Raw genomic sequence first — 22,859 nt, forward strand, 5'->3', positions numbered from 1 at the left:
CGTCCAATTTTTCACATTGTCGAATACGCGTCTGTTAGCCGCGAGTTCATCGGCGGCTCCTGCCTTGACGGCTCGAATGGCCGAAGCTTAGCTGGCGGCGCAAGGCCGAGCCCGGCCGTTCGATCGGCGACAAGAAGGATTCCGAGCATGATGGTTCGCAGCAAATTACTTGTTCTGTCGATGATGGTCGCTCTTTGGACGCCGATTGCGCATGCGCAATACACCGCAAAGGAATGGCCGGAGGGGCCGAGCAAGCAGCGCTTCGTCGACACCTGCAACATCTGTCACGACATCAACCGCGTCCGCGCCGGCTATACGCCCGAAGGCTGGCTCACCGTGGTGCGCATGATGCAGAACATGCAGGCGCCAGTGCCCGCCGACGAATGGGGCGGGCTGACCGACTATCTCATGAAGAGTTTTCCGGAGCGCAAGCGCCCGGAGGCAGCCATCATCGATGGCCCGGCGAAGGTTTCTCTCCAGATGTGGGACGTGCCGACGCAAGGCGCCCGTCCGCACGATCCGCTCGGTGCGCGGGACGGTTCGGTTTGGTGGGCGGAGCAACTGGCCAACAAGCTCGGCCGGGTCGACCCGAAGACCGGCGCCATCCGCGAGTACACGCTGAAGTCGCCTTTCACCGGTCCGCACGGGCTGGTCGACGACAAGGACGGCAACATCTGGTTCACCGGAAATCTGACGGGATTGATCGGCAAGCTCGATCCGAAGACCGGCATCGTTACCGAGTATCCATTGCCAGACCCGAACGCAAAGGATCCGCACACGCTCAATTTCGACCAGAAGGGCATTCTTTGGTTCACCGTGCAGCAGGCGAATATGATCGGGCGCCTCGATCCGGCGACCGGCGCCATCAAGCTTGTGACCTCGCCAACGCCGAAGTCGCGTCCTTACGGGCTTCTGATCAACGACAAGGGTGTACCGGTTGTCGTCGAGTTCGGCACCAACAAGATCGCGACGGTCGATCCGGAAACGATGGCGATCAAGGAATACACACTGCCCGACGCTGGCGCGCGGCCGCGGCGTCTCGCGATCGGGCCAGATGGCGCCGTGTGGTACGCCGACTTCGCGCGCGGCTATCTCGGCAAACTTGATCTCGCGACCGGTGCCGTGAAGGAGTGGCCGTCGCCGAGCGGGCCGAAGTCCGAACCCTATGGCATGGTCTTCACCAAGGGCGCGGTCTGGTACGTTGAATCCAACGCCAAGCCGAACACGGTCGTCCGCTTCGATCCCGCGAGCGAAAAATTCCAGAGCTGGGCCATTCCCGGCGGCGGTGACATCGTGCGCAACATGTCCGTACTGCCCAACGGCAATCCGGTGATGGCCAACAGCCTCGTCAATCAAGTGGGAATGGTCGACATCAAGTAGTGCCCACAGCTTCGCCTTTATCTAAGCGTGTTGCTTAGAGGTGGGCCGCCCGATCCTGGATCGCGATCGGACGGCTCTTTTGTTTGACTGGTCGTTGCGTGAAGTTATTCTCGTCTCTTGCTTCAGTTCTCTTGTGTCGATCCTGCGAAGAAACAACATGAATCAAAAAGGCGCGTCAGGCTCTGATCACCTCGAATTCGACTACATCGTCGTCGGCGCCGGATCGGCCGGATGCGTACTCGCCAATCGGCTGACGGCCGACGGCAAGTCGTCGGTGCTGCTGCTTGAAGCGGGACCGCGCGACGGCAATCCATGGATTCATATTCCCCTTGGGTACGGCCGCCTGTTCAAGGAAAAAGCCGTCAACTGGATGTATCAGACCGAGCCGGAGCCGGGCCTGAACGGGCGCAACATCTTTCAGCCGCGCGGCAAGGTGTTGGGCGGATCGAGTTCGATCAACGGCCTGCTTTATGTTCGCGGCCAGCACGAGGATTACGACCGCTGGCGCCAGCACGGCAATCTCGGCTGGGGCTACGACGACGTTCTGCCTTACTTCAAGAAGGCCGAGGATCAGACACGCGGCGCTGACGATTTCCATGGCGCTGGCGGTCCCTTGCCGGTTTCGGACTGGCGGCACGCCGATCCGCTCTCGGCGGCGTTCGTCGATGCGGCAGTTCAAGCCGGCATTCCCAGAAATCCCGACTTCAACGGCGCTCGGCAGGAAGGCGCAGGCTTTTTCCAGACCACGACCCGCGGCGGAAGGCGCGCGAGCGCAGCGGTCGCCTATCTTCGCCCGGCCAAGGCGCGCCACAATCTGCACGTCGAGACCTCGGCGCTGGCTGAGCGAATTTTGTTCGAGGGAAAGCGTGCCGTTGGCGTGACCTATCGCGCCGCCGGCATTCCGCGAACCGCCCGCGCGCGCAAGGAAATTCTGGTGTCGGGCGGGGCTTATAACTCGCCGCAATTATTGCAGCTCTCAGGGTTAGGTCCAGCGGACCTGTTGCGGCAACACGGCATCGAGGTCGTGCTGGATGCGCCGGGCGTCGGTCACGATCTGCAGGATCATATGCAAGTCCGCATCGTGATGCGCTGCTCGCAGGCGATCACGCTGAATGACATCGTCAGCAATCCTTTCCGCAAGGTGATGACTGGACTGCGCTATGCCGCGTTCCGGACCGGGCCGCTGACGATCGCAGCCGGCACGTCAGGCGCGTTCTTCAGGACCAATCCGAGACTGGCGACGCCGGATGTCCAGATTCACTTCCTGCCGTTTTCGACCGACAAGATGGGCGAAAAACTGCATCCGTTCTCCGGCTTTACGGCATCGGTCTGTCAGTTACGGCCCGAAAGCCGCGGTTCGCTCAAGATCAGGAGCGCCGATCCGGCCGTGCCACCGGAGATACGGATCAATTATCTGGCGAGCGAAGTCGACCGCACGACCAATGTCGAAGGCCTGAAGATCCTGCGGAAGATTTTGCATGCCCCGGCGCTCAAGCCATACGTTGTCGAGGAGGTCGATCCCGGCAACAAGGTCGCCAGCGACGAGGCGCTGCTCGCCTATTGCCGCGCGCGCGGGACCACCATCTATCATCCGACCTCGACCTGCCGGATGGGGAACGATCCGCTCGCGGTTGTCGATCAACGGCTGCGCGTACGCGGCATCGAGGGCCTCCGCGTCATCGACGCCTCCGTGATGCCGGACCTTGTTTCGGGCAATACCAACGCTCCGGTGATCATGATCGCGGAAAAAGCTTCCGACATGATCTTGCAGGACGCGCGCTAGTCATACTGCTGCGGCGGTGCTATTCCATCAGCTCGATCAACAAGAACGAGCTTGGTTTGATGCGACTGCGGATCGGCACGCGCAAGAGCGCCATGGCCCTGGCCCAGACGGAGGAAATTGCCCGCCGTCTGAAAACGGCCGCGCCTGATGTCGATGTCGAAATCGTCAAGTTCGAAACCACGGGCGATATCGACCAGACCGGCAAGCTGTTGCCGCATGGCGGCAAGGGCGGGGCGTTTGTCGCCGAAATCCGCCAGGCCGTCCGCGCCGGCGAGTTGCAGGCCGCGATGCATTCGCTCAAGGACATGCCGGGCAATGAAGATACACCGGGACTGGTGATCGGCGCCACGCTCGCGCGCGATTCAGCGAGTGACGTGCTGGTGCTGCGGCCCGGGCTTTCAGTCGAGCAATTGAGAAACGCGCGCGGCAAGGGCTTCAAGATCGGCACCAATGCGGTGCGCCGCGCCGCCTACGCGCGCCGGTTGTTTCCCGAGATCGAGGTGATTCATTATCGTGGCGCGGCCGACACCCGCGTGCGCAAGCTCGACAATCTGGAAAAACAACGCCTTGCGGATGGTGGCGCGGTCGGGCCCGCGGATGCCTTGATCATGGCGCGCTCAGGTCTTGAAAGGGTGGGACTTTCGAACCGCATCGCTTACGAATTCTCCAGCGCCGAGATGCTGCCGGCGGTGGGACAGGGCATCGTCGCGGTTGAATGCGCGACGGGGGATTGGGCGACTAGAGGTATTCTCGCTAGAATCGACGACCTCGCTGCCCGCCGCTGCGCTGACGCCGAGCGCGAGGTGCTGTGGGTGCTCAACGGTCACTGCAATTCGCCGATCGCGGGATTTGCAACGATCTCTGGCCAGCAGATGTCGTTGACGGCGTCGGTCCTGGATGAAGACGGTCAGCGCTTCATCGAGGTGTCGCGGTCAGGCCCCGCCGATCGGCCGCGCGAACTTGGCCGTGCGGTTGGTCTTGAACTATTGGCCAAGGGCGCAACCGAGATCATCGAGCGCAGCCGGCCGAAGTAAAATCTAGGCTTTATAAGCCCGCACGCGCTTGATCATCTGCTCGACATGCGCGATCGGCGTTTCCGGCAGAATGCCGTGGCCGAGGTTGAAGATCAGCCGGCCACCAGCGTAATTCTCCAGCACGTCATCGATCGCCCGATCGAGCGCAGCGCCCCCGGCGATCAACGCCAGCGGGTCGAGGTTGCCCTGAACGGCGACGCGGTTTTGCACGCGCTCGCGGATCAACGACGGCTCGGCCGCCCAGTCGATGCTGACGCCATTAACGGTCGTGGCTTCAACATAATCCGGCAGCAAGGCCCCCGCGCCTCGAGGGAAGCCGATGATCCTGGTATCAGGAACCTGCTGGCGAACGCCGGCGACGATGCGGCGCGTCGGCTCGATCGACCAGCGGGCAAATTCGCGCGGCGGCAGCACGCCGGCCCAGGTGTCGAAAATCTGCACGGCATCGGCGCCGGCCTTGATCTGGCCGACGAGGTAAGGAATCGAATTCTCAACCAGCGCGTCGATGATTTTTTCGAACGCGTCCGGGTGCTGATAGGCCAGCATCCGCGCCGGCGCCTGGTCCGGCGTGCCTTGGCCCGCCACCATATACGTCGCGACCGTCCAGGGCGCGCCGCAGAAACCGATCAGCGCGGTTTTGTCGTTGAGCTCGCGCTTCACGCGACGCACCGCTTCGAACACCGGCTCAAGCTTTGTGAAGTCGGCATGCGAGGCGAGTGTCGCGATTTTGTCTGGCGTATCCAGCGGATCGAGCCGCGGACCTTCGCCGGCTTCGAACCGCACCGCGCGGCCGAGCGCATGGGGAATGACGAGAATGTCGGAAAAGATGATCGCGGCGTCGAAGCCGAAGCGGCGGATCGGCTGAAGGGTCACCTCAGCGGCGTATTCCGGCGTGAAGCACAGGTCGAGAAAACTGCCCGCCTTCGCCCGCAACTGCCGATATTCCGGCAAGTACCGTCCGGCCTGCCGCATCATCCAGATCGGCGGCACGGCCTGTTTTCGGCCGGAGAGCACTTCGAGGAAAGGCTTTGTCATACGCGTTCACGGATACGATCGACGGGGCTAGCGCGGTGAATTTGAAGTTCCTATCAGTTTAGCTGCAAGTTCGTTATAGGAACTTCAAATTCAAAAGCCGCTACTAGAATTAACAAGTTGCTAGAGCTCCATTGACTCCGAAGCTCGCATCGGAGGTTGCCGCGATAGCTTGCGAACTTCGGAATCGGAGCTCTAGTGTCCTGATACACCAAGAAAGGCGCGGAAAAACAAGTTTGTTTGTCGGCCGGATGATTGTTTGCGTGCCTTTTGGAACAGGAACGCCGCTGTTTTCGACGCGTTAACTTTGTCAGGAGACCGGCCATGAAAGAGAAATTCAATCCGGCGCCGCATGACAAGCACGCGACCAAGCCCAGTGATGACATCGCGGCCGATCAGGACATGCACCGGAAGCTCGACGAAGGCCTGGTCGACAGTTTTCCAGCCTCCGATCCGGCGAGCGCCGTGCAGCCGTCACCTTCGAAACCGCATCGTGAGAAGGCCGACAAGGACCGGCCGGATTAGTCCTCTCTGTGTTTCGAGACCATGTCACCTGCTCAGTAGTGCGGCGGCGGCTCGTTTGCCGGGCGCGGCATCTGGCTTTCGGCTTCCTGTAACCGCTCGCTTAAGACGGCAAGCTGGCGCGTCAGTGCGTCGATTTTCGCCCATTGCTCGGTGACGGTCTTGTTCAGCACCTCGATGGTGTCGTCCTGAAATGCCAGCCGCGACTCCAGCCGGTCGATGCGATCGCCGAGCGTCTTCAGATCAGTCATCGCCTTGATCCTCTCCATTCCGCTCGCGCAAGCCATGCCGGAGCGCAACGCGCTCGTCGAAGACGAAGCATTCGCCGCGCCAGCGGCTTTCGTCTTCCGCGACGTGCTCGAGATAGTTCAGGATGCCGCCCTTGAGGTGATAGACCTCGGCAAAGCCCTGCGCGAGCAGGTAGCTTGAGGCCTTTTCGCAGCGGATCCCGCCGGTGCAGAACATCGCGATTTTCCGGTCCCGCTTCGGATCGAGATGGCGGGCGGCAAATTGCTTGAATTGCCCGAAGCTCGTAATGGCGGGATCAACCGCGCCGTCGAAGGTGCCGATTGCGACTTCAAACGCGTTGCGCGTATCGATCAGGATGGTGCCGGGAGAGGCGATCACGTCGTTCCAGTCTTTCGGCTCGACATAGGTGCCGACCCGTTTCGTCGGGTCGGCCGCAGCATCGCCGAATGTGACGATCTCCTTCTTCAGGCGGACCTTGAGCCGGCCGAACGGCATCGCCAGCGCCGACGAAAACTTGAGCTCGAGACGATCGAGCCGGCCGGCAAAAAGATCGCCATCGCGGAGCGCAGCGACGAACCGGTCGATGGCTTCAGGTTCGCCGGCCACCGTGCCGTTGATCCCTTCCTGTGCCAGAAGCACGCTGCCTTTCAGTTTCAAATCGCCGCACAGCGCCCGCAGCGGTTCGCGCAAATCGCGGAAGTCCGGCAGGGATGCGAATTGGTAAAAAGCGGCGACCTTGGTAGGCATTGTGGTCATCTAGCAGCAGGTGCCCTCGAAGGGCAGGGGTCACCCGTGACTTATGCATCACCCCAGCATTGCGCAGATGGTATTGAATATGCCAAGTAACCCCGCAACAGGCCCTGCAAATCAGGGAAATCAGCGACAAAGTGAGCCCTTAATCATATGAGGAATTTCCATTTCGCCGGCCGTTCGACGGTCCATTCCCAGAACGCCATGGTTGCAACATCCCACCCACAGGCGGCGCTCGCGGCTATCGAGGTGCTGAAAGCCGGAGGGACGGCGGTGGACGCGGCGGTGGCGGCTTCGGCGCTGCTGGCGGTGATCGAACCGCAATCGACCGGCATTGGCGGCGATGGCTTCGCGCTGATCCAGCCGAAAGGCGAAGGCAAGATCGTTGCTTATAATGGCTCGGGCCGCGCGCCAAAGGCGGCGACCGCAGAGTGGTTTCTCGAGCGCAACATCCGCGCAATCCCGCTGACCTCGGCACACGCGGTCACCATCCCCGGTGCGATTGACTTCTGGGCCACGATCCTGCGCGACCACGGCAAGTTCGGGTTCGACACCTTGTTCCAACCGGCGATCAAGGCCGCCGAAGAAGGCTATGTCGTCGCGCCTCGTATCGCCTTCGACTGGAAGAACGGTTTTGAGAAGCTGAAGAAAGGCATCAACACCGAGCGCTATCTGCTGCCGCATGGCAAGGCGGCTGTCGCCGGCGATGTGATCAGGCAAGTCGAGCTTGGCCAGACGCTGCGGGCGATCGCCAAGGACGGACCCGATGCCTTCTACAAGGGCGCGATCGCCGAGGACATGGTGGAGACACTTCGCGCCGCGGGCGGTCTGCACACGCTGGAAGACTTCGCCAATCACAAGACCGAAACCACCGTGCCGATCGGCACGACGTATAAAGGCCTCGACGTTTGGCAGTGCCCGCCGAACGGGCCGGGCATCACCATGCTGGTGATGCTGAACATCCTGTCGCACTTCGATTTGACGAAGTTCGCACCCTTGAGCATCGAGCGCTTCCATCTCGAAGCCGAAGCTGCGCGCGTCGCCTATATGATGCGCGAGCAGAACATCGCCGATCCTGCTTTCACCAACGTTGACGTCGCCGGTATTCTGAAGAGCTACGCCGACGAATATGTCGGCAAGATCCGCATGGACCGGATGCTGGACCTGCCGAAGGTCTCGCCACCGATGAACCCGTCGACTGTCTACATCACGGTGGTGGACAAGGACCGCAACGTCTGCTCGTTCATTAACTCGGTTGCCCATTCCTGGGCATCCGCCATCGTCTCCAACAAGACCGGCGTGTTGTTCCAGAATCGAGGCGCCGGCTTCCGCGTCGAGCCCGGTCATCCCAATTGCATCGCGCCGGGTAAACGCCCGCTGCACACGATCATGCCGGCGCTGGCGACCAAGAACGGCCGCGCGGTCATGCCGTACGGCGTCATGGGCGGTCAGTATCAGCCGGTCGGTCAGACCCGCCTGCTCACCAACGTCATGGACTACGGATGCGATGTGCAGGAGGCGATCGATATGCCGCGCGGCCTGCACTATGAGGGCGTGTATCAGCTCGAGGACAGCGTGCCGGCGGACATCGTCGCAGGGCTGCAGAAGCTTGGCCATCAGACCACCAAGATCATTCCGCCGCTCGGCGGCGGTCAGGCGATCTGGATCGACTGGGACAAGGGCACGCTGACCGGCGGTTCCGATCCCCGCAAGGACGGCTGCGCGCTCGGCTATTGAGGTACCAGCTCCGCGTGATCGAGGCTGGTTTTGCCTGATACGTTGGGCTAGACAGGCGCCCGATCGTTCTTGAGAGGTAACGCCGACATGCGCCGTTTTTCGTCAGCGATGTTTTCCACTTTCGCCGCCATTGCGTTGGCCGTTCTGACCGTATCGGCGATCACGCTGCCGACGACGGCGATGGCGCAGACACCGGGAAAAGCCATGACCACTGCTTCAGGACTCCAGATCATCGACACCAAGGTCGGCACCGGCCCCACGCCGAAGCCCGGCCAGATCTGCGTCGTGCACTACACCGGCTGGCTCTATCAGGATGGCCAGAAGGGCAAGAAGTTCGATTCCTCCGTCGACCGCAACGATCCGCTCGAATTCCCGGTCGGACAGCGCAAGGTGATCGCCGGCTGGGATGAGGGCGTCGCTTCGATGAAAGTTGGCGGCAAGCGCACCCTGATCATTCCACCCGAGCTCGGCTATGGCGCGCGCGGCGCAGGCGGCGTCATTCCGCCGAATGCGACGCTGATTTTCGACGTCGAATTGCTCGGCGTGAAGTGAAGGGCTGAGGACTAGTGTGGCGACTCTGACGTTCCTTTCAGTCCCGCGGCGATCTCTCCGAAGGAACGTCAGAGTCAAAGCCACACTAGAAATCGAATATTTGCTAGTGTCCCTTTGGTTCTGATATTCGCAAAGGTGGCCGCCGCGATAGGATACGAATGTCAGAACCGGGACACTAGGCAGAGTTTTCGCCGAGCACTTGAGAAGGCAGCAAGATGTCGAAATCGCACGATCACGACCATTCCGGCCACTCGCATGATCACGGCGAACCGCGCTGGAAACATGATGGCGTCCGCGTCATTCCCGGCAATCAGCTCGATCCCAACGTGCCATCTACCGCCGGCATGGACCGCAAGGCCGCGATCAATTTTGCGCGCGTCGGCGCCCAGAAATTGTGGGCCGGCACGGTGACGATCAAGCCGGATGCCAAGACCGGCGCACATCATCACGGTCACCTTGAAAGCATCATCTACGTCGTCAAAGGCAAGGCGCGGATGCGCTGGGGCGATCATCTGGAATTCACGGCGGAAGCAAATCCCGGCGATTTCATCTTCGTCCCGCCTTACGTGCCGCATCAAGAAATCAACGCCAGCCCTGACGAGCCGCTGGAATGCGTGCTGGTGCGCAGCGATGGCGAGGCGGTCGCCATCAATCTCGACATCGAACCGGTCGAGAAGCCGGAGAAGGTGCTGTGGGTCGATCCCGTGCACCGTGATCCCAAAGGCGCCTGAGCAGAAGCGGTCCGGCAGCCGCGCCTGCGAGCGCTCAAAACACGACGTCGTTACCGATTGCGATCATGCGAGGCTTGCCTTGCGGCGCTTGGATATCTTCCGGCGCCATGTCCCGTCTGCTAAATTGCCGCGCAGATTTGAGAAATGGCGATTTCATTAGATGAAAATCGCAGGTCGCAATGCAAAATTCCAACTCAAATATAAAGACCAAAAAACTTCGGAGAGGAATCGTGATGCAACCCACTGAATCGCTGACAAATGAATCGCTCGCGCGCCGCACCCTCATCAAGGGCGCTGCGCTGGGCCTTGCCGGCGGGAGCCTCGCGGCCGCGCTGCCCGCGCAAAGTGCGAGCGCTGCGGAAGGCGAGATCTGGAGCGGCGAATACTGGGCGAAGAAGGGCGATGTGCCGCTCTGGATGTTCCGCAAGCGCGTCGGTGCGCCGAAAGCTGGCGAGCCTTCGAAGCCGGTGCTGTTCTTCGTGCACGGCTCATCGGTGACTTCGCGCTGCTATGACATCCACGTGCCCGGCCGTGGCCAATATTCGATCATGGACGAGTTCGCAGGTTACGGCTTCGACTGCTGGACCATGGATCACGAAAACTACGGCAAGTCCGGCCGCACGTCAGGCAATTCCGACGTCAAGAGCGGCGCCGAAGATCTCAAGGCTGCGGTCGAAGTTCTGACCAAGGAAACCGGGCGGCAGAAATTCCATTTCCTGGGCGAGTCCTCCGGAGCGTTGCGCGCCGGCATGTTCGCCATGATGGAGCCCGATCGGGTCGACCGGCTGATCCTCGCCGCCTTCACCTACAAGGGGACAGATTCGCCGACGCTTACCAAGCGCGCCGAGCGGCTCGACTATTATCGCACTCACAACATGCGCAAGCGCGACCGCGACATGATCCGCTCGATCGCGACCCGCGACAAGCCGGGCACCAGCGAGCTCGCCGCGGTCGAGGCGCTCGCCGACGTCGAGATGCAGTTCGGCGACCAGATTCCGACCGGCACTTATCTGGACATGACGGCCAATCTGCCGCTGGTCGATCCCAAGAAGGTCATGGCGCCCGTGCTTTTGATCCGCGGCGAGTATGACGGCATCGCCACGGTCGCGGACCTCCAGGATTTCTTCGGCCAACTGCCGACCGGAGACCGGCAATTCGTCGTCCTGCCCGGCGTTGCCCACTCGGTCGTGCTGGCCACCAACCGGCAATTATTCTGGCACGCGGCGAAGTCGTTCCTGAACATGCCGACGCCGACTGCAACATAACAACAAGACGATCTGATCAAGGTTTTGACTGATGGCCGGGAAAAAAGCCCGGCCATTTTTCTGCCCGCGGTGACAGTTCCTGCCGTCATCAGGCTCAAATTCTCCAACATCCCGATGTCGGATATAGGCTCCCTCGTTCGTCCCCCGGCTGACGTCATCGAAGGAGAGCTCCCAAATGTCCAAGATCGCACCTTGCCTGTGGTTCAACGGCGAAGCCGAAGACGCCGCCAATTTCTACGTGTCCCTGCTGCCGGATTCCCGGATCAACAAGATCCAGCGCAATCCGAGCGACGGCCCCGCTGGCAAGGAAGGCCAGGTATTGGTGGTCAATTTTACCCTGGCTGGCCAGGAATACATGGCGCTCAATGGCGGGATGCGGGTCGAATACACGCATGCGATCTCGTTCAAGGTCGATTGCACCGACCAGGCCGAGGTTGACCGCCTCTGGGATGGGCTGTCGTCGAATGGCGGCTTGACCCTGCAATGCGGATGGGTGCGCGATCGCTATGGCGTGTCCTGGCAGATCGTGCCGTCGGTCTTGCCGCAACTGCTCGGAGGAGCGGATGCGGCCGGCGCCAAGCGCACGATGCAAGCGATGCTCGGCATGACCAAGCTCGACATTTCCGAATTGCGCCGCGCCTATGAGGGCAAATCGGCGGCATAATTTTCGCCGCCGGAAAGTGGCGCGTCTGTTCAATAGGTCAGACGCAAGCCCACGCCGCCATGAATGGTGTTGCCGACCGGTTGCGGCCCCAGCGTGCCGTCGACGAAAAGGTCGGCGGTCCAGCCTTTGGTGATACGGTATCCGACCCGGCCGCCATATTCGAACCAGTACTGGTTGCCGATGGTCGGTACGACCTGTCCGTCGCCGGTGACGGTCGCGACGAGACCGGAATGGTTCGCAAACGATTGCACGAAGCCGCCGTTGATGTTGCCCTCGACATTGGAGCCGAACAGGTGCGTCCACTGCGCGCCGATCTTAGCGAGATTGGTTCGATCGGTGCCCGAAGCGATGCTCGCGTTAAACGGATCGAACGGAGCGCTCGGCTCGCTGTAACCGTTGACGTGCTGCCAGAGTTGCCAGACCTCGATCGAGGCGGCCAGTTCGTCGCGCGGCGATAGCCTCGTGATCCAGCCGGCTCTTCCATACACGCCGTATTCGCTGGCGTTGGTCGAGCTTTGCAGGGCGACGTTGCCGAAATTGGTCGTATAGCCCCGGCTGTAATTCACCTTTTCGAACGGGGTGAGGATTGTGCCGATATCGAAGAACGGCCGCGACGAGCCCCAATCGGTGAAATCATAGCGCAACGCGAAGGCGCCGATCGGCGCGCTGGTGACGTTGTATCCGCTTTCGCCATATTGCGTGTAGGCGATGCCTGCGAGAAGCGACAGGTTGGAGGTGATCTCCTTGCGGCCGTGGATGCCCGCCGAGAACGACCCGGCCGAGCCGAACGCGCTGACGCAGTCGCTGCAATTGATCTGCTCGTTGACGCCGAGCAGCACATTGCCAAGGACCCTGTTGGTCACGATCTGGTTGAAGCGCTGATCGGCCAGTCCGTTGATTGATCCGCCAATTGAGCCTGGTCCGGTCGGTACCGGTATGGGCGTCGGACTGGGCGTCGGGGTGGGGCTTGGCCTAGGCGTCGGCGACTGCGCCATGGCCGGAAGGGTTGGCAGCAGCACGAACGATGCCGCGGTCGCAAGCGCCAGCGAGACAACGAGCTTGCGGAGGAACTGCATCATCGTCAGCGTCCGCACAAGGCGCCGGTATCGTCGTTTGCGCCGTCGGCGGGTGGCGGCGGAGCCGCTTCGGCAAATTGCGTGACGGCGCAAAGCCCAGGCACCGCGTTACAGTTCGCGGCAAAGGTCCACGGAGGGGTTCCGAATTTCTTGGTCGTGGTCTTGCCGCCGGTCTGCGTGATGACGGCGGTATCGCCAGGATGCGTCAGCTCAGTGCAGGCGCCGCCGATCGCGCAGACGCGCGAAGCGCCTTCCTGCAACACCACGGTGGTCTTGCCGCGTTGGGAGAGAATATCGAGCACGGTGCCGCGCACGCCGATGGTCGCAACCGTCGTGGTGATCTTGTAGGCCGCCTTCTCGGAATTTCCGGTCACCCAGCGAAACGCGCCGGTTGTGAGCTTGATCGCGATCTCGCGATAGGAATGTTCGTCGTTGAAGACCGTGCGGTCGAGCGTGATCATTGCATCGGGGCCGAGCGAGAGATTGGTGTTGTCGGCCATCACGAGCTTCGCCGCGCTGTTGACACCGGTGCGCACCGTCTCATCGCGCATGAGGCCTTCGCCGACATTGATCGGCATGCTCAGCGAGCCGGCGACGCGATCGACCTGATTTTCGATCAGGACCGCTTCGCCGACGCGCATCTGTGCGTTAGCGGATTGTGGGACAGCGGCTGCAACGAGTAAAAGGCAGAGAACGTAAATGCACGCAGGCCAATTCATTGATCTTCCGTCCACCGCTATGGTCCCAAGCGCAGCAGCCGATAGCACGCCGGCGTCGATGAGTTCGAAGCTGAACATCACGTGGCGGCTCGTAGTTGTAGTTTTGCCACAGGTGACGTGCTACGACCCCGGTGTTTAGTGATGGCTGCATCGAGTTGCGTTCAAAGCCATGGAGCAAAAAATCAGCCAGGGAATACTTGACAGTCGCGCTGCGAAGGGCGTCCGTTCCGCGAAAGCCGCACGAGGATCTTCTTCCGTTCTCGGCAGTACGGCCAGCCGCACCGCGCTCGTCGCGGCCGTCATCTTCATGGTTGCGCACGTTGCCTTTCTTGTCGGCATCGCCAACCCCGACAAGTTTTACTTCGACGAAGTGCATTATGTGCCGGCGGCGAGGCAGATGCTGACGGCGGATACGTCCACAGCGCTCAATCCGATGCATCCGCCGCTTGCCAAACAGCTGATCGCAATATCGATCCATGTTTTCGGCGATACGCCGCTCGGATGGCGCTATGCGGGCGCGCTGTTCGGCGCGCTCGCCATCGTTGGCGTCTACTTCTGCGGCCTTGCCCTGTTTGGCATGCAGAATGCTGCGATCGGCGCCGCCATGATCGCTTTCTTCAACCAGATGGTGTTCGTGCAGTCGCGGATCGCCATGCTGGATATTTTCGCGCTAACCTTCGGCCTGTTCGCGACGGCCGCCTTCCTGCGCGGATTCCGCGAGCGGCAGCCGCAATGGTGGTTTGCGCTGACGGGCCTCGCCGGTGGCCTGGCGGCGGCCTGCAAATGGAGTGGGCTGTTCGTGCTCGCCACTTGCGTTGCGATCGTCGCCTCGGTTCGCCTGTTGCAAAGCTGGCGCGTGCGCTTTCTCGATGCCGATGATGATGATTGGTACCGGCCCGACTTGTGGCCGGATTTCAAGCCGTTTCATTTTGCGACCTGTTTCGTGCTCATTCCCGCGACCGCCTATTTCGCGACCTTCGTGCCGCTCCACGGTTTTTCGCTCACCGATATTCTGGAAGCGCAACGCAGGATATTCAACGACAACACCACGACTGCAATCGCCGGCCACACCTACATGAGCTCCTGGCCATCCTGGCCGCTCCTGGTGCGGCCGGTGTGGTTCCTGTTCGACAAGATCGACGAGGATGAGATTGCGGCCGTGGTGCTGCTGGGCAATCCGCTGGTGTTCTGGCCGATGCTCGGCGCACTCGCGGTCTGTGTGCGCGACTTCATCGTCGCGCGTCAACGTGATGCATTTCTGGTGTCAGCCTTCTATCTCGGACCTTATCTCGCCTGGGCCTTGCTGCCGCGAACGCTCGGATTTTTGTACTACTACCTGCCGGCGGCAACCTTTGGCAGCCTGGCGCTGGTTTATCTGCTGCGGCGAAATGGTCTGCCGCGCTGGTTGTTGTGGGGCTTTGTTGCGCTAGCCGGCGCAGGCTTTGCGGCGATGCTGCCGATCTCCGCGGCGTTTGTCGGTACGTCGATGGAAACCTTCAGCCGTCTGATGATTTTCCAGAACTGGATTTGATCTCTCACGGTAAAGCGGCTGCCTGTTGGGAGAGAAACAGGCAGTCGCCACTGCGTCTATTTCTTCCAACTATTTCGACGCAGTTTGGCTGTTGAGATTGACGACCTGAACGCGGCGGTTGATGGGTGCCGTCGGTTCGCTCGGGTCCTTCAACCTGGTCTTTCCATAGCCGACGGTGACGAGATTGGAGCCGGCAATGCCGTACTTCTCAGTCAAATACTGCTTGATGGCATCGGCGCGGCGTTCGGAGAGATTCTGGTTGAAGCTATCGCCGCCGACGGCATCGGTGTAGCCGGCGATCACGAAGGTCGAGCCTTTCAACGCGGGGTCCGACAGCGCCTTGCCGAGTTCCTGTACCATCGGCAAAGAGGCGCTTCTGACCTTCGCCGAGTTGTAGTCGAACTGAATTTCAAAATCGATCTTCCGCTTGGTGGCGGAGAGGTCGGCGATCTGCTCGCGTTCGCCGAGCGAGAGCGAGCGGCTTTGCCGGTTACGCAGACTGTTGATGAAGCTGTCTTCCCTGGCTTGCGCCGTGGGATCGGCCCGATTGTCAACCGACAGGCTGCGTGACAGCGGCTTCGCCTGCAGGGCATTCACGATCTGGTCCGCGCTGAGATTGTCGTCGGCGGCCAAAGCAAGGCCGGCCGTCATGGAAAACGCGGCGCCGAGCGTAATCGCCGCAATACACGAAGTCTTGAAGCGGCTGGTCATGGTCTGATCCTCACGGTTGCATTTGTTTGGATGCTCAGACGATAAGAGAGGTTCAATTCCAGCAATGTGATTTGTGTCACAGTAGCCATCGCGGCTTCGATTTTGCGTGTTCCGATCGATCATTGCGGGTCGCAAAGCCGTCGTCCCGTTGCCGAGGTGCGAACAAAAAATCGGCCAGATGCGTTTTTAAAAACGGCGTAGCTGCGACGACGACCTGTGAGTAACGTCAACTGTCTCTGTTTCCGACCCAAAAGAAGCCAACAAATGGATATCAGGGAACTCGCCCGATCTTTCCGGGACTGGTGGGAACCCCGGTTGCTGTGCTGATCGGTTCGGCAATCATTGCCACAGCCATTTTGCTGTCCACGCTGATCACGGCGGTGGGAACGCGCTTCATCGGCATGGAGAGCTCCCTCGAGGATAATGTGTGGCTGATCGATCGCCTGACCGGCAACGTCTATCGCTGCAAGGCGACCGATCGCGGCCGGGCCGTATGTGATGCGGAGACCGCTACCGGAAGCATCGGCGACCGTCCCAAACCTTGAGCGGCCGAGCCTCTCCGAAGGAACCCATCTACCGAACGACGCGAATCCCGTTACATTACCGCGGGATGCCGCGCTCCAATCAACCTATTGCGTTGACGAAGGCTGCCGCCAGAACGATCTGGCTGCGGGCCCAGCGGCTTGATTCCGAAGCTCCCTTTGGCGAAGGGGCGCAAGCCACGGCGGCAGCGATCGAACACCTTGGTTATGTGCAGATCGATACCATCAACGTGATCGAGCGCTGCCATCACCATATTCTCTGGAACCGGATTCCGGCCTATCGCCGCGCCGATCTGCATCAGGCCCAGAGCATCGACAAAAGCGTGTTCGAATACTGGACCCACGCGCTGTCCTACGTGTCGGCCAAGGATTTCCGGTTTTTCATTCCGGCGATGAAGCTGCATCGGCGCGAGGGCCATAAATGGTTCAAGGAGGTGAAGCCGGCCGATCTTGCCAAGGTGATGCGGCTTCTCAGGAAAGACGGTGCGCTGACCATCCGCGACATCGAGGACGACGTCCTGGTCGAGAAGGTGCACGCCTGGGCGAGCCGCAAGCCGTCAAAGCGGGCGCTGCAGCTCGCGTTCTATGAGGGCCGGGTCACGATTGCTGAACGGAGCGGCATGCTCAAGACCTATGAGCTGATGGACCGGCATTTCGGCTGGGACAAACCGCCAAAGCCGGCCTCGTTGCGTGAAATCGCCGGCTACTTGCTTGACCGCGGCCTTCGCGCCCAGGGCGTCGTCAGCCTCGATTCCATCTGCCATCTCGATGCGCCGAGCAAGAAAGCCGTGCGGCGATTGATCGAGGCGCGCGTTCGCGGCAAGGAGCTGGTTCCGATCGCGCTCGAAGGTGCCGGCAAACAGGAACATTGGGCGCGGCCGGAGACATTGGAAACGGCCGCGAATGGCGATAGCGAACGCGTGCACATTCTGTCGCCGTTCGATCCCCTCATCATCCAGCGCAAGCGAACCCATCTGATCTTCGGCTATGAGCACTTGTTCGAGGCCTATGTGCCGAAGGAGAAGCGGCGTCACGGCTATTTTGCACTGCCGGTTCTGGTCGGGAACGAGATCGTGGCCGCGCTCGATCTCAAGACCGACCGGCAGAACGGGAAACTGCTGCTGCAGAAATGGAATTGGGTCGGCCCCGCCGCCAAGGGCCCGCGCAAGGAATTGAAACGCCGGATCGAAGAGGAACTGCACCGCTTCGAGCGCTTTCAACTCGGCGAGTGAAATGTTCGTCAAGACGGCGCGGCGTCGGCGATCGGGATCGTCAGTTCGAAGCTGGCGCCGGCATCGGAATCGATCAAGCGGATCGTGCCGCCATGGGTGTCCAGGAGAGCGCGGACGATCGCAAGGCCCATGCCGGTGCCGCCATGTTCACGCCGCGTCGTGAAAAAACTATCGAAGATCTGCGCCCGGTTGTTGGGCGAGATGCCCTCGCCATTGTCGCCGATGGTCACGATCAGCAATGACTCTTTTCGAAACGCGGAAATGGTCAGCACCGTGCCGCCGTGCCGCATGGCGTTGTCGGCGAGGTTGGAAAGGATGATCGCGGCGTTTTCTTCGGAAATGCGTAAGGGTATGTCGAGCTCGCCGGCTGCTTGCACGTCAAGCGCGGCAAAGGACGAGCGGATCGCTGCAACTGTGTCGGCCAGTTTGGTCGCGCCGACTGCGACAGGGTTTTCCGCCCGCGCCAGATCGCGCAAGCGCGCCGATATCTTCGCAAGCCGTTCGGTGTCGGCGACGATATTGTCGAGAAACTTGCGGCGATCGTCGTCGTCCATGTCGGGGTCATCGACGTCGTCGCGGAGCAGCTCGGCCGCGCCCTGGATCGAGGTGAGCGGCGATTTCAATTCGTGCGACACGTGGGTGGCGAAGGTCGAAATAAAGTGCGAACGCATGTCGAGCCGTCGCGCCATTTCCAGAAAGCTTTCCGATAGCCTGGCGAATTCGCTGGTGCCGTGACGTTTCAGCGGCCGGAGCGCCGATCGGTCGCCCTTGCCGATCAGGTTGGTGCGCCCGACCAGCTCGCGCATCGGCTCGGTGATGGTGCGGTGAAACAGGAATCCGATTAAGAGCGTCGGAATGATGGTGGCGAGAATAGCCAGCATGAAGCGCGTGCGCTGCTCGTAGAGATATTTGAAGACGTTGCTCGGCGTGCGCGAGGCGTAGACGACGCCGGCGACCTGATCGCGGACGATCACCGGCATGGCGGTGAACACCCGCATGCCCGTTCCCCGGCTGATCGAATAAAGTGCCGGCTGGTCGTGCTTGGAAATTCGCACGCGCAGCACGGCGGCAAAATGCCCTTGCAGGGCTTCCGCGACTTCGTCCAGATGCGCAAGCGAAAGACCGACTTCTTCGCGGCCCGCGATCACGACGCCGCTCGGATCGAGCAGCCGAAAACCTGCAAGCGTCACGTTCTGGGTTGCGACGAGGTCGCCCGCCATGCGCGCGCCAAGCGCGACGTATGCGGGATCGGCGGGTTTAGGCGGCGCGAGCGCAGCGGCACGCGGCGGCAACACGGTCTCGTCGGCCAGTTCGAGCTTGGGCCAGATCGGCTGATACGGATCGTCCGCCAGCTTCGGCTTGGCCGGCGGCAGCCTCAAACCGAGCGATACGTCTTGCGGAACTGTGGATTCGACCTCGCGATGAAAGGTGGCGGCGAGCGCCGCACTTTGCGCGATCAGCTCCGACTCGGTCTCCTGGATCAGCTGGTTCTGGTAGACCTTGAGGAAATAGAGCGTGAACAGCGGCAGCAGGAGCACGCTGACCAGAACCAGAAACACGATCAGGCTGAGGTTTGGCCGCCACTTGACCGGCGTGTGGGGCGCGGGTCGGATCGCTTCTGTCAACGCGATGCCTCGCAACGGCCGAGCTTGAATCCGACGCCGTGAACTGTCTCGATCACGGAGTCCGAACCGGCGGTCGCCAGCTTGGCTCTGATATTGCGGATGTGGCTGTCTATGGTGCGGTCGGCGACGTGAATGTTGCCGGCATAGGCCGCGTCCAGAATGAGCTCGCGGGTGAATACAAATCCGGGGCGCGCCAGCAGCGCGCGCAGGATCGAAAATTCAAGCGCGGTCAGTGTCACTGGCTTGCCGGCAAAACTCGCGATGCGTGCGCCAGTATCGACCGTGAGGCCGCCGTGGCTGAGCGTGTTGGGCTCCGGCTGCGTCGAGACGTTGCGGGCACGCCGCAGGATCGCGTTCACGCGCGCAACCAGTTCGCGTGGACTGAATGGCTTGGTCACGTAATCATCGCCGCCGATCTCGAGCCCGAGGATGCGGTCGATCTCCTCGTCGCGGGCGGATAGGAACAGGATCGGCGTCTCCGCGGTTTTCCTGATCTGCCGGCAGACTTCGAGGCCATCCATCTCCGGCATGCCGATGTCGAGAACGACGAGGTCGTGGACGTTGCGGTCGAACTGGCGTAGCGCCTCCTTGCCGTCCTGCGCGATCGAGATATTCATCCCGGTCTTCTCGAACGCAAAGCGCACGACATCGCGGATGTGCGGGTCATCGTCGACGACGAGAATGGAAGGAGCCATCTTCGTTAACCTTGTCCGCCAACCGAGAGAGACCGCGGGTTAAGAGGGTTGTTAGCGAAATATTGCTCGAGACGCCACGCCCGGAAACTCCAGTCGCGCCAATTTTTTGAGGATGTGAAGGCGTCGCGCGCGTTGGTGCAGCATGTGCTATTGGGCTGCCAAAACGCCGGGAATTTATCGTGGTAGCGCTCCATGGCGGGCAGGATTTGGGGACCAAGGCAACGAAGATAGCGCCAGTCGAGATTTTGGCCAGTCCCGCTCACCTCACGGGAGTGTTCGATGTTGTAGCTCGCGATGAGCCGCGGCGCGTTGATAAAGCAGCATCCATAGAGCACGAGCGCGAGTGTAATCGCATTGGCTGATATCAGCCAGTAGGTGGATTTCCGTAGCTCAATCTGGATGAGGATCAACACCAGGCCGGCGGCGACGAGGCCCATCCAGATGAAGGCCGTCAGCCGCAGATAGGTTAGTGAATAGCTGGCGACGTAGAGATCGAGCCTGAAGATCGAAGAGATCACGAGCAACACATTCTGCGCGATAAAGATCAGCACGAGTGGACGGATCAGGCGGGACTGGTCCGCAGGGCCGCCGCGGCGCATCGCAATCAGCACGAATGCGGCGGCAAGCAACGCCGTGAAGATCAACGGATAGGCGCCTCGGTGCGCATATTGGGCGTAGGTCATGCCGTTCGGCAGTGCAGCGCCGCCCCAGAGATAGACGACGTCCATCGCGGTCTGAGCTGCGAACAATGCGTTGAAGAGAACGAGGGACCGCATGACCGCCTGTGTGCCCAGGAGGTAATCAAGTTCGGACGTTGCCGTGGGGTTGATCGGCGCGAACTCCCAGGTCCGCGCGGGCTTCGATTTGATGCGCCGACAGATCAGTGGCCAGATCATGCAGGCGACAAAGGCCCAGAAGCACAATCGCCAGGGGCTGATGAATTCGAACAGCTTGCGCAGGTCGATCAGCATCAGGACGTGTTCGATGACCGGATTGGCCGACGAGAAAAGGATCAGGAAGATCGCGAAGACGCATAAGGGAACGATCCAGGCAACCAGCCAACCGATCCAGTTTGGCGTCCAGATGTTCATGTGCCGGAGGGCGCCAATCGTGTCTCTTGCAAGCAGGAACGGACCGCGAAAGGGCACTGTTGCGGCTTCGAGCAATTGCCAGGGCCAGGATGCCGGCTGCGTCGAGATCATCGCGATGACCGACATCGCTGTCGCGACCGTTGCCACGGCGACCGACAGCAGGTTCACCTCTTCGATGAGGGGCAGAAGACCCGCCGCCAAAACGATGGCGGGAATGATTCGGGCCCTGCCTCGCATCTCGATCCGGTTGCCGAAGACGGCGGCGACCCCAACCGCGCCCAGAAACACGGCCAGCGAGATGCCGATGTCCCAGCCGTAGAACAGCCAGTCCGCCAGCACGACGCAGCCTGCGGCGCAGGCAAGCGGCGTCATCAGCGGACGCGCGGGTACGGTTTCGAGCTCGGTGGCGGCCGCGATCGACATGGCTTCAATTCCCGGAATGGACGAGGGTGAGGTGAGGGGCTTTCGCCCTTGGCTTGGTTGAGTGGCGGCGAATCGGCTTTGGCGGCGTTTTCGTGAAACGAACGACTGCCCCGCGAGCGGGTGGTGCTTCCAGCCACCAGCCGTCGCGGAGCAGTCGCCGGGGGAGGCGGGGAGGGCCGAACGAAACGCGGATGATTTCTGTCATGGCTGGACCTTGCCAGCCTCCTTGGCAGACCGTTTGTCCGAGTTGCCGAGGATCTAAGGATTTGTTTGCAGATTTTGCGCAGCCGCTCTGCGGCAGCCATCGACCCCACGCCATTCCTTCCCCGGGGGCCGGGTGCTATGACGCCCTTCCAATCCAAGGCTTTCTAGTCCAAGGCCTTCGGATCCAAAGCCTTCTAATCCAAGGCCGAGCCGCAGAGCACATTGGGGGGAGAAACTTAATGGCCACCACGACGATCGCTTCCACTGGGGCCGCGAGAAGCGAACTGGAGATGTCGACCATCCGCGCCATTTCATGGCGGCTGATTCCGTTTCTGGTGCTGGCCTATTTCTTTTCCTATCTCGATCGCGTCAATCTCGGCTTCGCCGCGCTGACCATGAACGCTGAACTGAAATTTTCGCCGACGGTGTTTGCCTGGGGCGCCGGCATCTTCTTCATCGGTTATTTCATTTTCGAGGTGCCGAGCAATCTGGCGCTGGAGAAATTCGGCGCCAGCCGCTGGATCGCCCGCATCATGGTGACCTGGGGCATCATCTCGGCGCTGATGGCGACGGTAAGCGGCGAAACGAGCTTCTACGTCCTGCGTTTTCTGCTCGGCGTCGCCGAAGCCGGGTTCTTCCCGGGCATCATCCTCTATCTCACCTATTGGTATCCGGCCGAATACCGCGCGCGCTTTCTCGCGGCCTTTGCCATCGCCGTTCCGGTCTCCACCGTGATTGGCGCGCCGGTGTCGGGGCTGCTGCTGGGGCTCGACGGCGTGATGGGGCTGAAGGGATGGCAGTGGCTGTTCATCATCGAAGGTGTGCCCTCTGTCCTGCTCGGCCTCATCACCTGGTTCTATCTCACCGACAGGCCCGAGCACGCCACGTGGCTTTCGGCTGAGCAGAAGGCGTGGCTTGCGTCGAAGCTCAACGCCGAGATCGCCGCCAAACAGGCCGTGCGGCACATGACACTGGGCGAGGCGCTGACGTCGCCGAAAGTCATCGTGCTGAGTCTGGTTTATTTCGGCTTTGTTGGCGCGCTCTATGGCATGCAGTTCTGGTTGCCGCAGATCGTCAAGGCGTTCGGTTTGACGAATGCGCAAACCGGCTTCGTCACCGCGATCCCGTACCTGTTCGGCACCATCGCGATGATCCTGTGGGCGCGGCATTCCGACGCCTCGCGCGAGCGCGTGCTTCACGTTGGTGCGCCGCTGTTGCTCACGGCGTTCGCCTTGGCTGCCTCCAGCTATATCAGTGATCCCACGATGACGATGGTGGTGCTGACGGTCGCCGCGATCGGGGTGTTCTGCA

The 22,859-nt window shown here is 61.2% G+C and carries 23 protein-coding genes; 13 read left to right on the forward strand and 10 right to left on the reverse strand.

Annotated elements, in window-relative coordinates:
* Positions 1–147 precede the first annotated feature (147 nt).
* The 3 genes from VFB05_RS31970 (at position 148) to hemC (ending at position 4,197) form a co-directional block, all read left to right on the forward strand.
* Positions 148–1,380, forward strand: a complete 1,233-nt coding sequence (locus VFB05_RS31970) for a virginiamycin B lyase family protein (protein ID WP_325020193.1) — start codon at positions 148–150, stop codon at positions 1,378–1,380.
* A gap of 157 nt (positions 1,381–1,537) precedes the next feature.
* Positions 1,538–3,163, forward strand: a complete 1,626-nt coding sequence (locus tag VFB05_RS31975) for a choline dehydrogenase (RefSeq protein ID WP_325020195.1) — start codon at positions 1,538–1,540, stop codon at positions 3,161–3,163.
* Between the two features lie 59 nt (positions 3,164–3,222).
* Entirely contained in the window at positions 3,223–4,197 is a 975-nt protein-coding gene (gene hemC / locus VFB05_RS31980) for a hydroxymethylbilane synthase (RefSeq protein WP_325020197.1), read from the forward strand.
* 3 nt (positions 4,198–4,200) lie between these two features.
* Here the strand turns inward: hemC and hemE are convergent, their stop codons facing one another.
* A complete protein-coding gene (gene hemE, locus VFB05_RS31985; RefSeq protein ID WP_325020199.1) occupies positions 4,201–5,232 on the reverse strand; it encodes a uroporphyrinogen decarboxylase in 1,032 nt (343 codons plus the stop codon).
* Between the two features lie 321 nt (positions 5,233–5,553).
* Here hemE and VFB05_RS31990 point away from each other — a divergent pair, with 321 nt between their 5' ends.
* Complete coding sequence (locus VFB05_RS31990) at positions 5,554–5,754, forward strand: hypothetical protein (RefSeq protein ID WP_325020201.1); 201 nt, start codon at positions 5,554–5,556, stop codon at positions 5,752–5,754.
* Positions 5,755–5,786: 32 nt separating this feature from the next.
* Here VFB05_RS31990 and VFB05_RS31995 read toward each other — a convergent pair whose 3' ends face one another.
* Together VFB05_RS31995 and VFB05_RS32000 are read right to left on the reverse strand one after the other, a co-directional pair.
* Positions 5,787–6,002, reverse strand: coding sequence for a SlyX family protein (locus tag VFB05_RS31995; RefSeq protein WP_325020204.1), 216 nt, complete (start codon positions 6,000–6,002; stop codon positions 5,787–5,789).
* Complete coding sequence (locus VFB05_RS32000) at positions 5,995–6,747, reverse strand: rhodanese-related sulfurtransferase (protein ID WP_325020235.1); 753 nt, start codon at positions 6,745–6,747, stop codon at positions 5,995–5,997. The genes VFB05_RS31995 and VFB05_RS32000 overlap by 8 nt, the downstream gene beginning before the upstream one ends.
* Before the next feature lie 156 nt (positions 6,748–6,903).
* Between VFB05_RS32000 and ggt the strand changes: the two genes are divergently transcribed.
* The gene (ggt, locus tag VFB05_RS32005; protein ID WP_325020206.1) at positions 6,904–8,487 is read left to right on the forward strand and encodes a gamma-glutamyltransferase; all 1,584 of its coding nucleotides are present in this window, start codon (positions 6,904–6,906) and stop codon (positions 8,485–8,487) included.
* 47 nt (positions 8,488–8,534) lie between these two features.
* Here ggt and VFB05_RS32010 read toward each other — a convergent pair whose 3' ends face one another.
* Complete coding sequence (locus VFB05_RS32010) at positions 8,535–8,693, reverse strand: hypothetical protein (RefSeq protein WP_325020242.1); 159 nt, start codon at positions 8,691–8,693, stop codon at positions 8,535–8,537.
* Here VFB05_RS32010 and VFB05_RS32015 point away from each other — a divergent pair.
* From VFB05_RS32015 to VFB05_RS32030, 4 genes are all read left to right on the forward strand, one after another.
* Entirely contained in the window at positions 8,623–9,039 is a 417-nt protein-coding gene (locus VFB05_RS32015) for an FKBP-type peptidyl-prolyl cis-trans isomerase (RefSeq protein ID WP_325020238.1), read from the forward strand. The genes VFB05_RS32010 and VFB05_RS32015 overlap by 71 nt on opposite strands.
* Positions 9,040–9,254: 215 nt before the next feature.
* Entirely contained in the window at positions 9,255–9,770 is a 516-nt protein-coding gene (locus VFB05_RS32020; protein WP_325020208.1) for a cupin domain-containing protein, read from the forward strand.
* Between the two features lie 233 nt (positions 9,771–10,003).
* Positions 10,004–11,035, forward strand: a complete 1,032-nt coding sequence (locus tag VFB05_RS32025; protein ID WP_325020210.1) for an alpha/beta hydrolase — start codon at positions 10,004–10,006, stop codon at positions 11,033–11,035.
* 175 nt (positions 11,036–11,210) lie between these two features.
* Positions 11,211–11,699, forward strand: a complete 489-nt coding sequence (locus tag VFB05_RS32030; protein WP_325020212.1) for a VOC family protein — start codon at positions 11,211–11,213, stop codon at positions 11,697–11,699.
* A gap of 29 nt (positions 11,700–11,728) precedes the next feature.
* Here the strand turns inward: VFB05_RS32030 and VFB05_RS32035 are convergent, their stop codons facing one another.
* Positions 11,729–12,778 carry a hypothetical protein gene (locus tag VFB05_RS32035; protein ID WP_325020214.1) on the reverse strand — a complete coding sequence of 350 codons (1,050 nt, stop codon included), beginning with the start codon at positions 12,776–12,778 and terminating at the stop codon, positions 11,729–11,731.
* Between the two features lie 2 nt (positions 12,779–12,780).
* Positions 12,781–13,416 (reverse strand): FecR family protein, encoded by a 636-nt coding sequence (locus VFB05_RS32040; RefSeq protein WP_325020217.1) that lies wholly within the window; start codon positions 13,414–13,416, stop codon positions 12,781–12,783.
* A gap of 385 nt (positions 13,417–13,801) precedes the next feature.
* Between VFB05_RS32040 and VFB05_RS32045 the strand changes: the two genes are divergently transcribed.
* On the forward strand, positions 13,802–15,025 hold the full coding sequence (locus tag VFB05_RS32045) for a phospholipid carrier-dependent glycosyltransferase (protein WP_325020240.1): 1,224 nt from the start codon (positions 13,802–13,804) through the stop codon (positions 15,023–15,025).
* Positions 15,026–15,094: 69 nt separating this feature from the next.
* Here the strand turns inward: VFB05_RS32045 and VFB05_RS32050 are convergent, their stop codons facing one another.
* Positions 15,095–15,736 (reverse strand): OmpA family protein, encoded by a 642-nt coding sequence (locus VFB05_RS32050; protein WP_325020219.1) that lies wholly within the window; start codon positions 15,734–15,736, stop codon positions 15,095–15,097.
* A 320-nt stretch (positions 15,737–16,056) separates the two neighbouring features.
* Here VFB05_RS32050 and VFB05_RS32055 point away from each other — a divergent pair, with 320 nt between their 5' ends.
* On the forward strand, positions 16,057–16,281 hold the full coding sequence (locus tag VFB05_RS32055) for a hypothetical protein (RefSeq protein ID WP_325020221.1): 225 nt from the start codon (positions 16,057–16,059) through the stop codon (positions 16,279–16,281).
* 65 nt (positions 16,282–16,346) lie between these two features.
* On the forward strand, positions 16,347–17,510 hold the full coding sequence (locus VFB05_RS32060; RefSeq protein WP_325020223.1) for a winged helix DNA-binding domain-containing protein: 1,164 nt from the start codon (positions 16,347–16,349) through the stop codon (positions 17,508–17,510).
* 8 nt (positions 17,511–17,518) lie between these two features.
* Here VFB05_RS32060 and VFB05_RS32065 read toward each other — a convergent pair whose 3' ends face one another.
* From VFB05_RS32065 to VFB05_RS32075, 3 genes are read right to left on the reverse strand one after another with little or no spacing between them, the layout of a single operon-like run.
* Entirely contained in the window at positions 17,519–19,135 is a 1,617-nt protein-coding gene (locus VFB05_RS32065; RefSeq protein WP_325020225.1) for a HAMP domain-containing sensor histidine kinase, read from the reverse strand.
* Positions 19,132–19,830 carry a response regulator transcription factor gene (locus tag VFB05_RS32070; protein WP_325020227.1) on the reverse strand — a complete coding sequence of 233 codons (699 nt, stop codon included), beginning with the start codon at positions 19,828–19,830 and terminating at the stop codon, positions 19,132–19,134. The genes VFB05_RS32065 and VFB05_RS32070 overlap by 4 nt, the downstream gene beginning before the upstream one ends.
* Before the next feature lie 5 nt (positions 19,831–19,835).
* Positions 19,836–21,344: a DUF4173 domain-containing protein gene (locus tag VFB05_RS32075; protein WP_325020229.1), complete on the reverse strand. Its 1,509-nt coding sequence runs from the start codon at positions 21,342–21,344 to the stop codon at positions 19,836–19,838.
* A 443-nt stretch (positions 21,345–21,787) separates the two neighbouring features.
* Between VFB05_RS32075 and VFB05_RS32080 the strand changes: the two genes are divergently transcribed.
* Positions 21,788–22,859 (forward strand): MFS transporter (locus VFB05_RS32080; protein WP_325020231.1); only part of this gene is annotated, 1,072 nt, incomplete at its 3' end.

Source organism: Bradyrhizobium sp. (assembly GCF_035652035.1).
GTDB lineage: Bacteria > Pseudomonadota > Alphaproteobacteria > Rhizobiales > Xanthobacteraceae > Bradyrhizobium.

What these genes read in the sequence shown, in the direction of transcription:
- VFB05_RS32035 (WP_325020214.1), bottom strand. Translation starts at nt 12,778, where the DNA reads ATGATGCAGTTCCTCCGCAAGCTCGTTGTCTCGCTGGCGCTTGCGACC.
- VFB05_RS32010 (WP_325020242.1), bottom strand. Translation starts at nt 8,693, where the DNA reads ATGGCTTTTCCCGGTGTCTGCGCCATCGCCGTCGTCGGCAGCGTGATC.
- VFB05_RS32030 (WP_325020212.1), top strand. Translation starts at nt 11,211, where the DNA reads ATGTCCAAGATCGCACCTTGCCTGTGGTTCAACGGCGAAGCCGAAGAC.
- ggt (WP_325020206.1), top strand. Translation starts at nt 6,904, where the DNA reads ATGAGGAATTTCCATTTCGCCGGCCGTTCGACGGTCCATTCCCAGAAC.
- VFB05_RS32025 (WP_325020210.1), top strand. Translation starts at nt 10,004, where the DNA reads ATGCAACCCACTGAATCGCTGACAAATGAATCGCTCGCGCGCCGCACC.
- VFB05_RS32040 (WP_325020217.1), bottom strand. Translation starts at nt 13,416, where the DNA reads ATGCGCGTCGGCGAAGCGGTCCTGATCGAAAATCAGGTCGATCGCGTC.
- VFB05_RS31975 (WP_325020195.1), top strand. Translation starts at nt 1,538, where the DNA reads ATGAATCAAAAAGGCGCGTCAGGCTCTGATCACCTCGAATTCGACTAC.
- VFB05_RS32020 (WP_325020208.1), top strand. Translation starts at nt 9,255, where the DNA reads ATGTCGAAATCGCACGATCACGACCATTCCGGCCACTCGCATGATCAC.
- VFB05_RS32075 (WP_325020229.1), bottom strand. Translation starts at nt 21,344, where the DNA reads ATGTCGATCGCGGCCGCCACCGAGCTCGAAACCGTACCCGCGCGTCCG.
- VFB05_RS32060 (WP_325020223.1), top strand. Translation starts at nt 16,347, where the DNA reads ATGCCGCGCTCCAATCAACCTATTGCGTTGACGAAGGCTGCCGCCAGA.
- hemC (WP_325020197.1), top strand. Translation starts at nt 3,223, where the DNA reads ATGCGACTGCGGATCGGCACGCGCAAGAGCGCCATGGCCCTGGCCCAG.
- hemE (WP_325020199.1), bottom strand. Translation starts at nt 5,232, where the DNA reads ATGACAAAGCCTTTCCTCGAAGTGCTCTCCGGCCGAAAACAGGCCGTG.
- VFB05_RS31970 (WP_325020193.1), top strand. Translation starts at nt 148, where the DNA reads ATGATGGTTCGCAGCAAATTACTTGTTCTGTCGATGATGGTCGCTCTT.
- VFB05_RS32050 (WP_325020219.1), bottom strand. Translation starts at nt 15,736, where the DNA reads ATGACCAGCCGCTTCAAGACTTCGTGTATTGCGGCGATTACGCTCGGC.
- VFB05_RS32045 (WP_325020240.1), top strand. Translation starts at nt 13,802, where the DNA reads ATGGTTGCGCACGTTGCCTTTCTTGTCGGCATCGCCAACCCCGACAAG.
- VFB05_RS32000 (WP_325020235.1), bottom strand. Translation starts at nt 6,747, where the DNA reads ATGCCTACCAAGGTCGCCGCTTTTTACCAATTCGCATCCCTGCCGGAC.
- VFB05_RS31990 (WP_325020201.1), top strand. Translation starts at nt 5,554, where the DNA reads ATGAAAGAGAAATTCAATCCGGCGCCGCATGACAAGCACGCGACCAAG.
- VFB05_RS32070 (WP_325020227.1), bottom strand. Translation starts at nt 19,830, where the DNA reads ATGGCTCCTTCCATTCTCGTCGTCGACGATGACCCGCACATCCGCGAT.
- VFB05_RS31995 (WP_325020204.1), bottom strand. Translation starts at nt 6,002, where the DNA reads ATGACTGATCTGAAGACGCTCGGCGATCGCATCGACCGGCTGGAGTCG.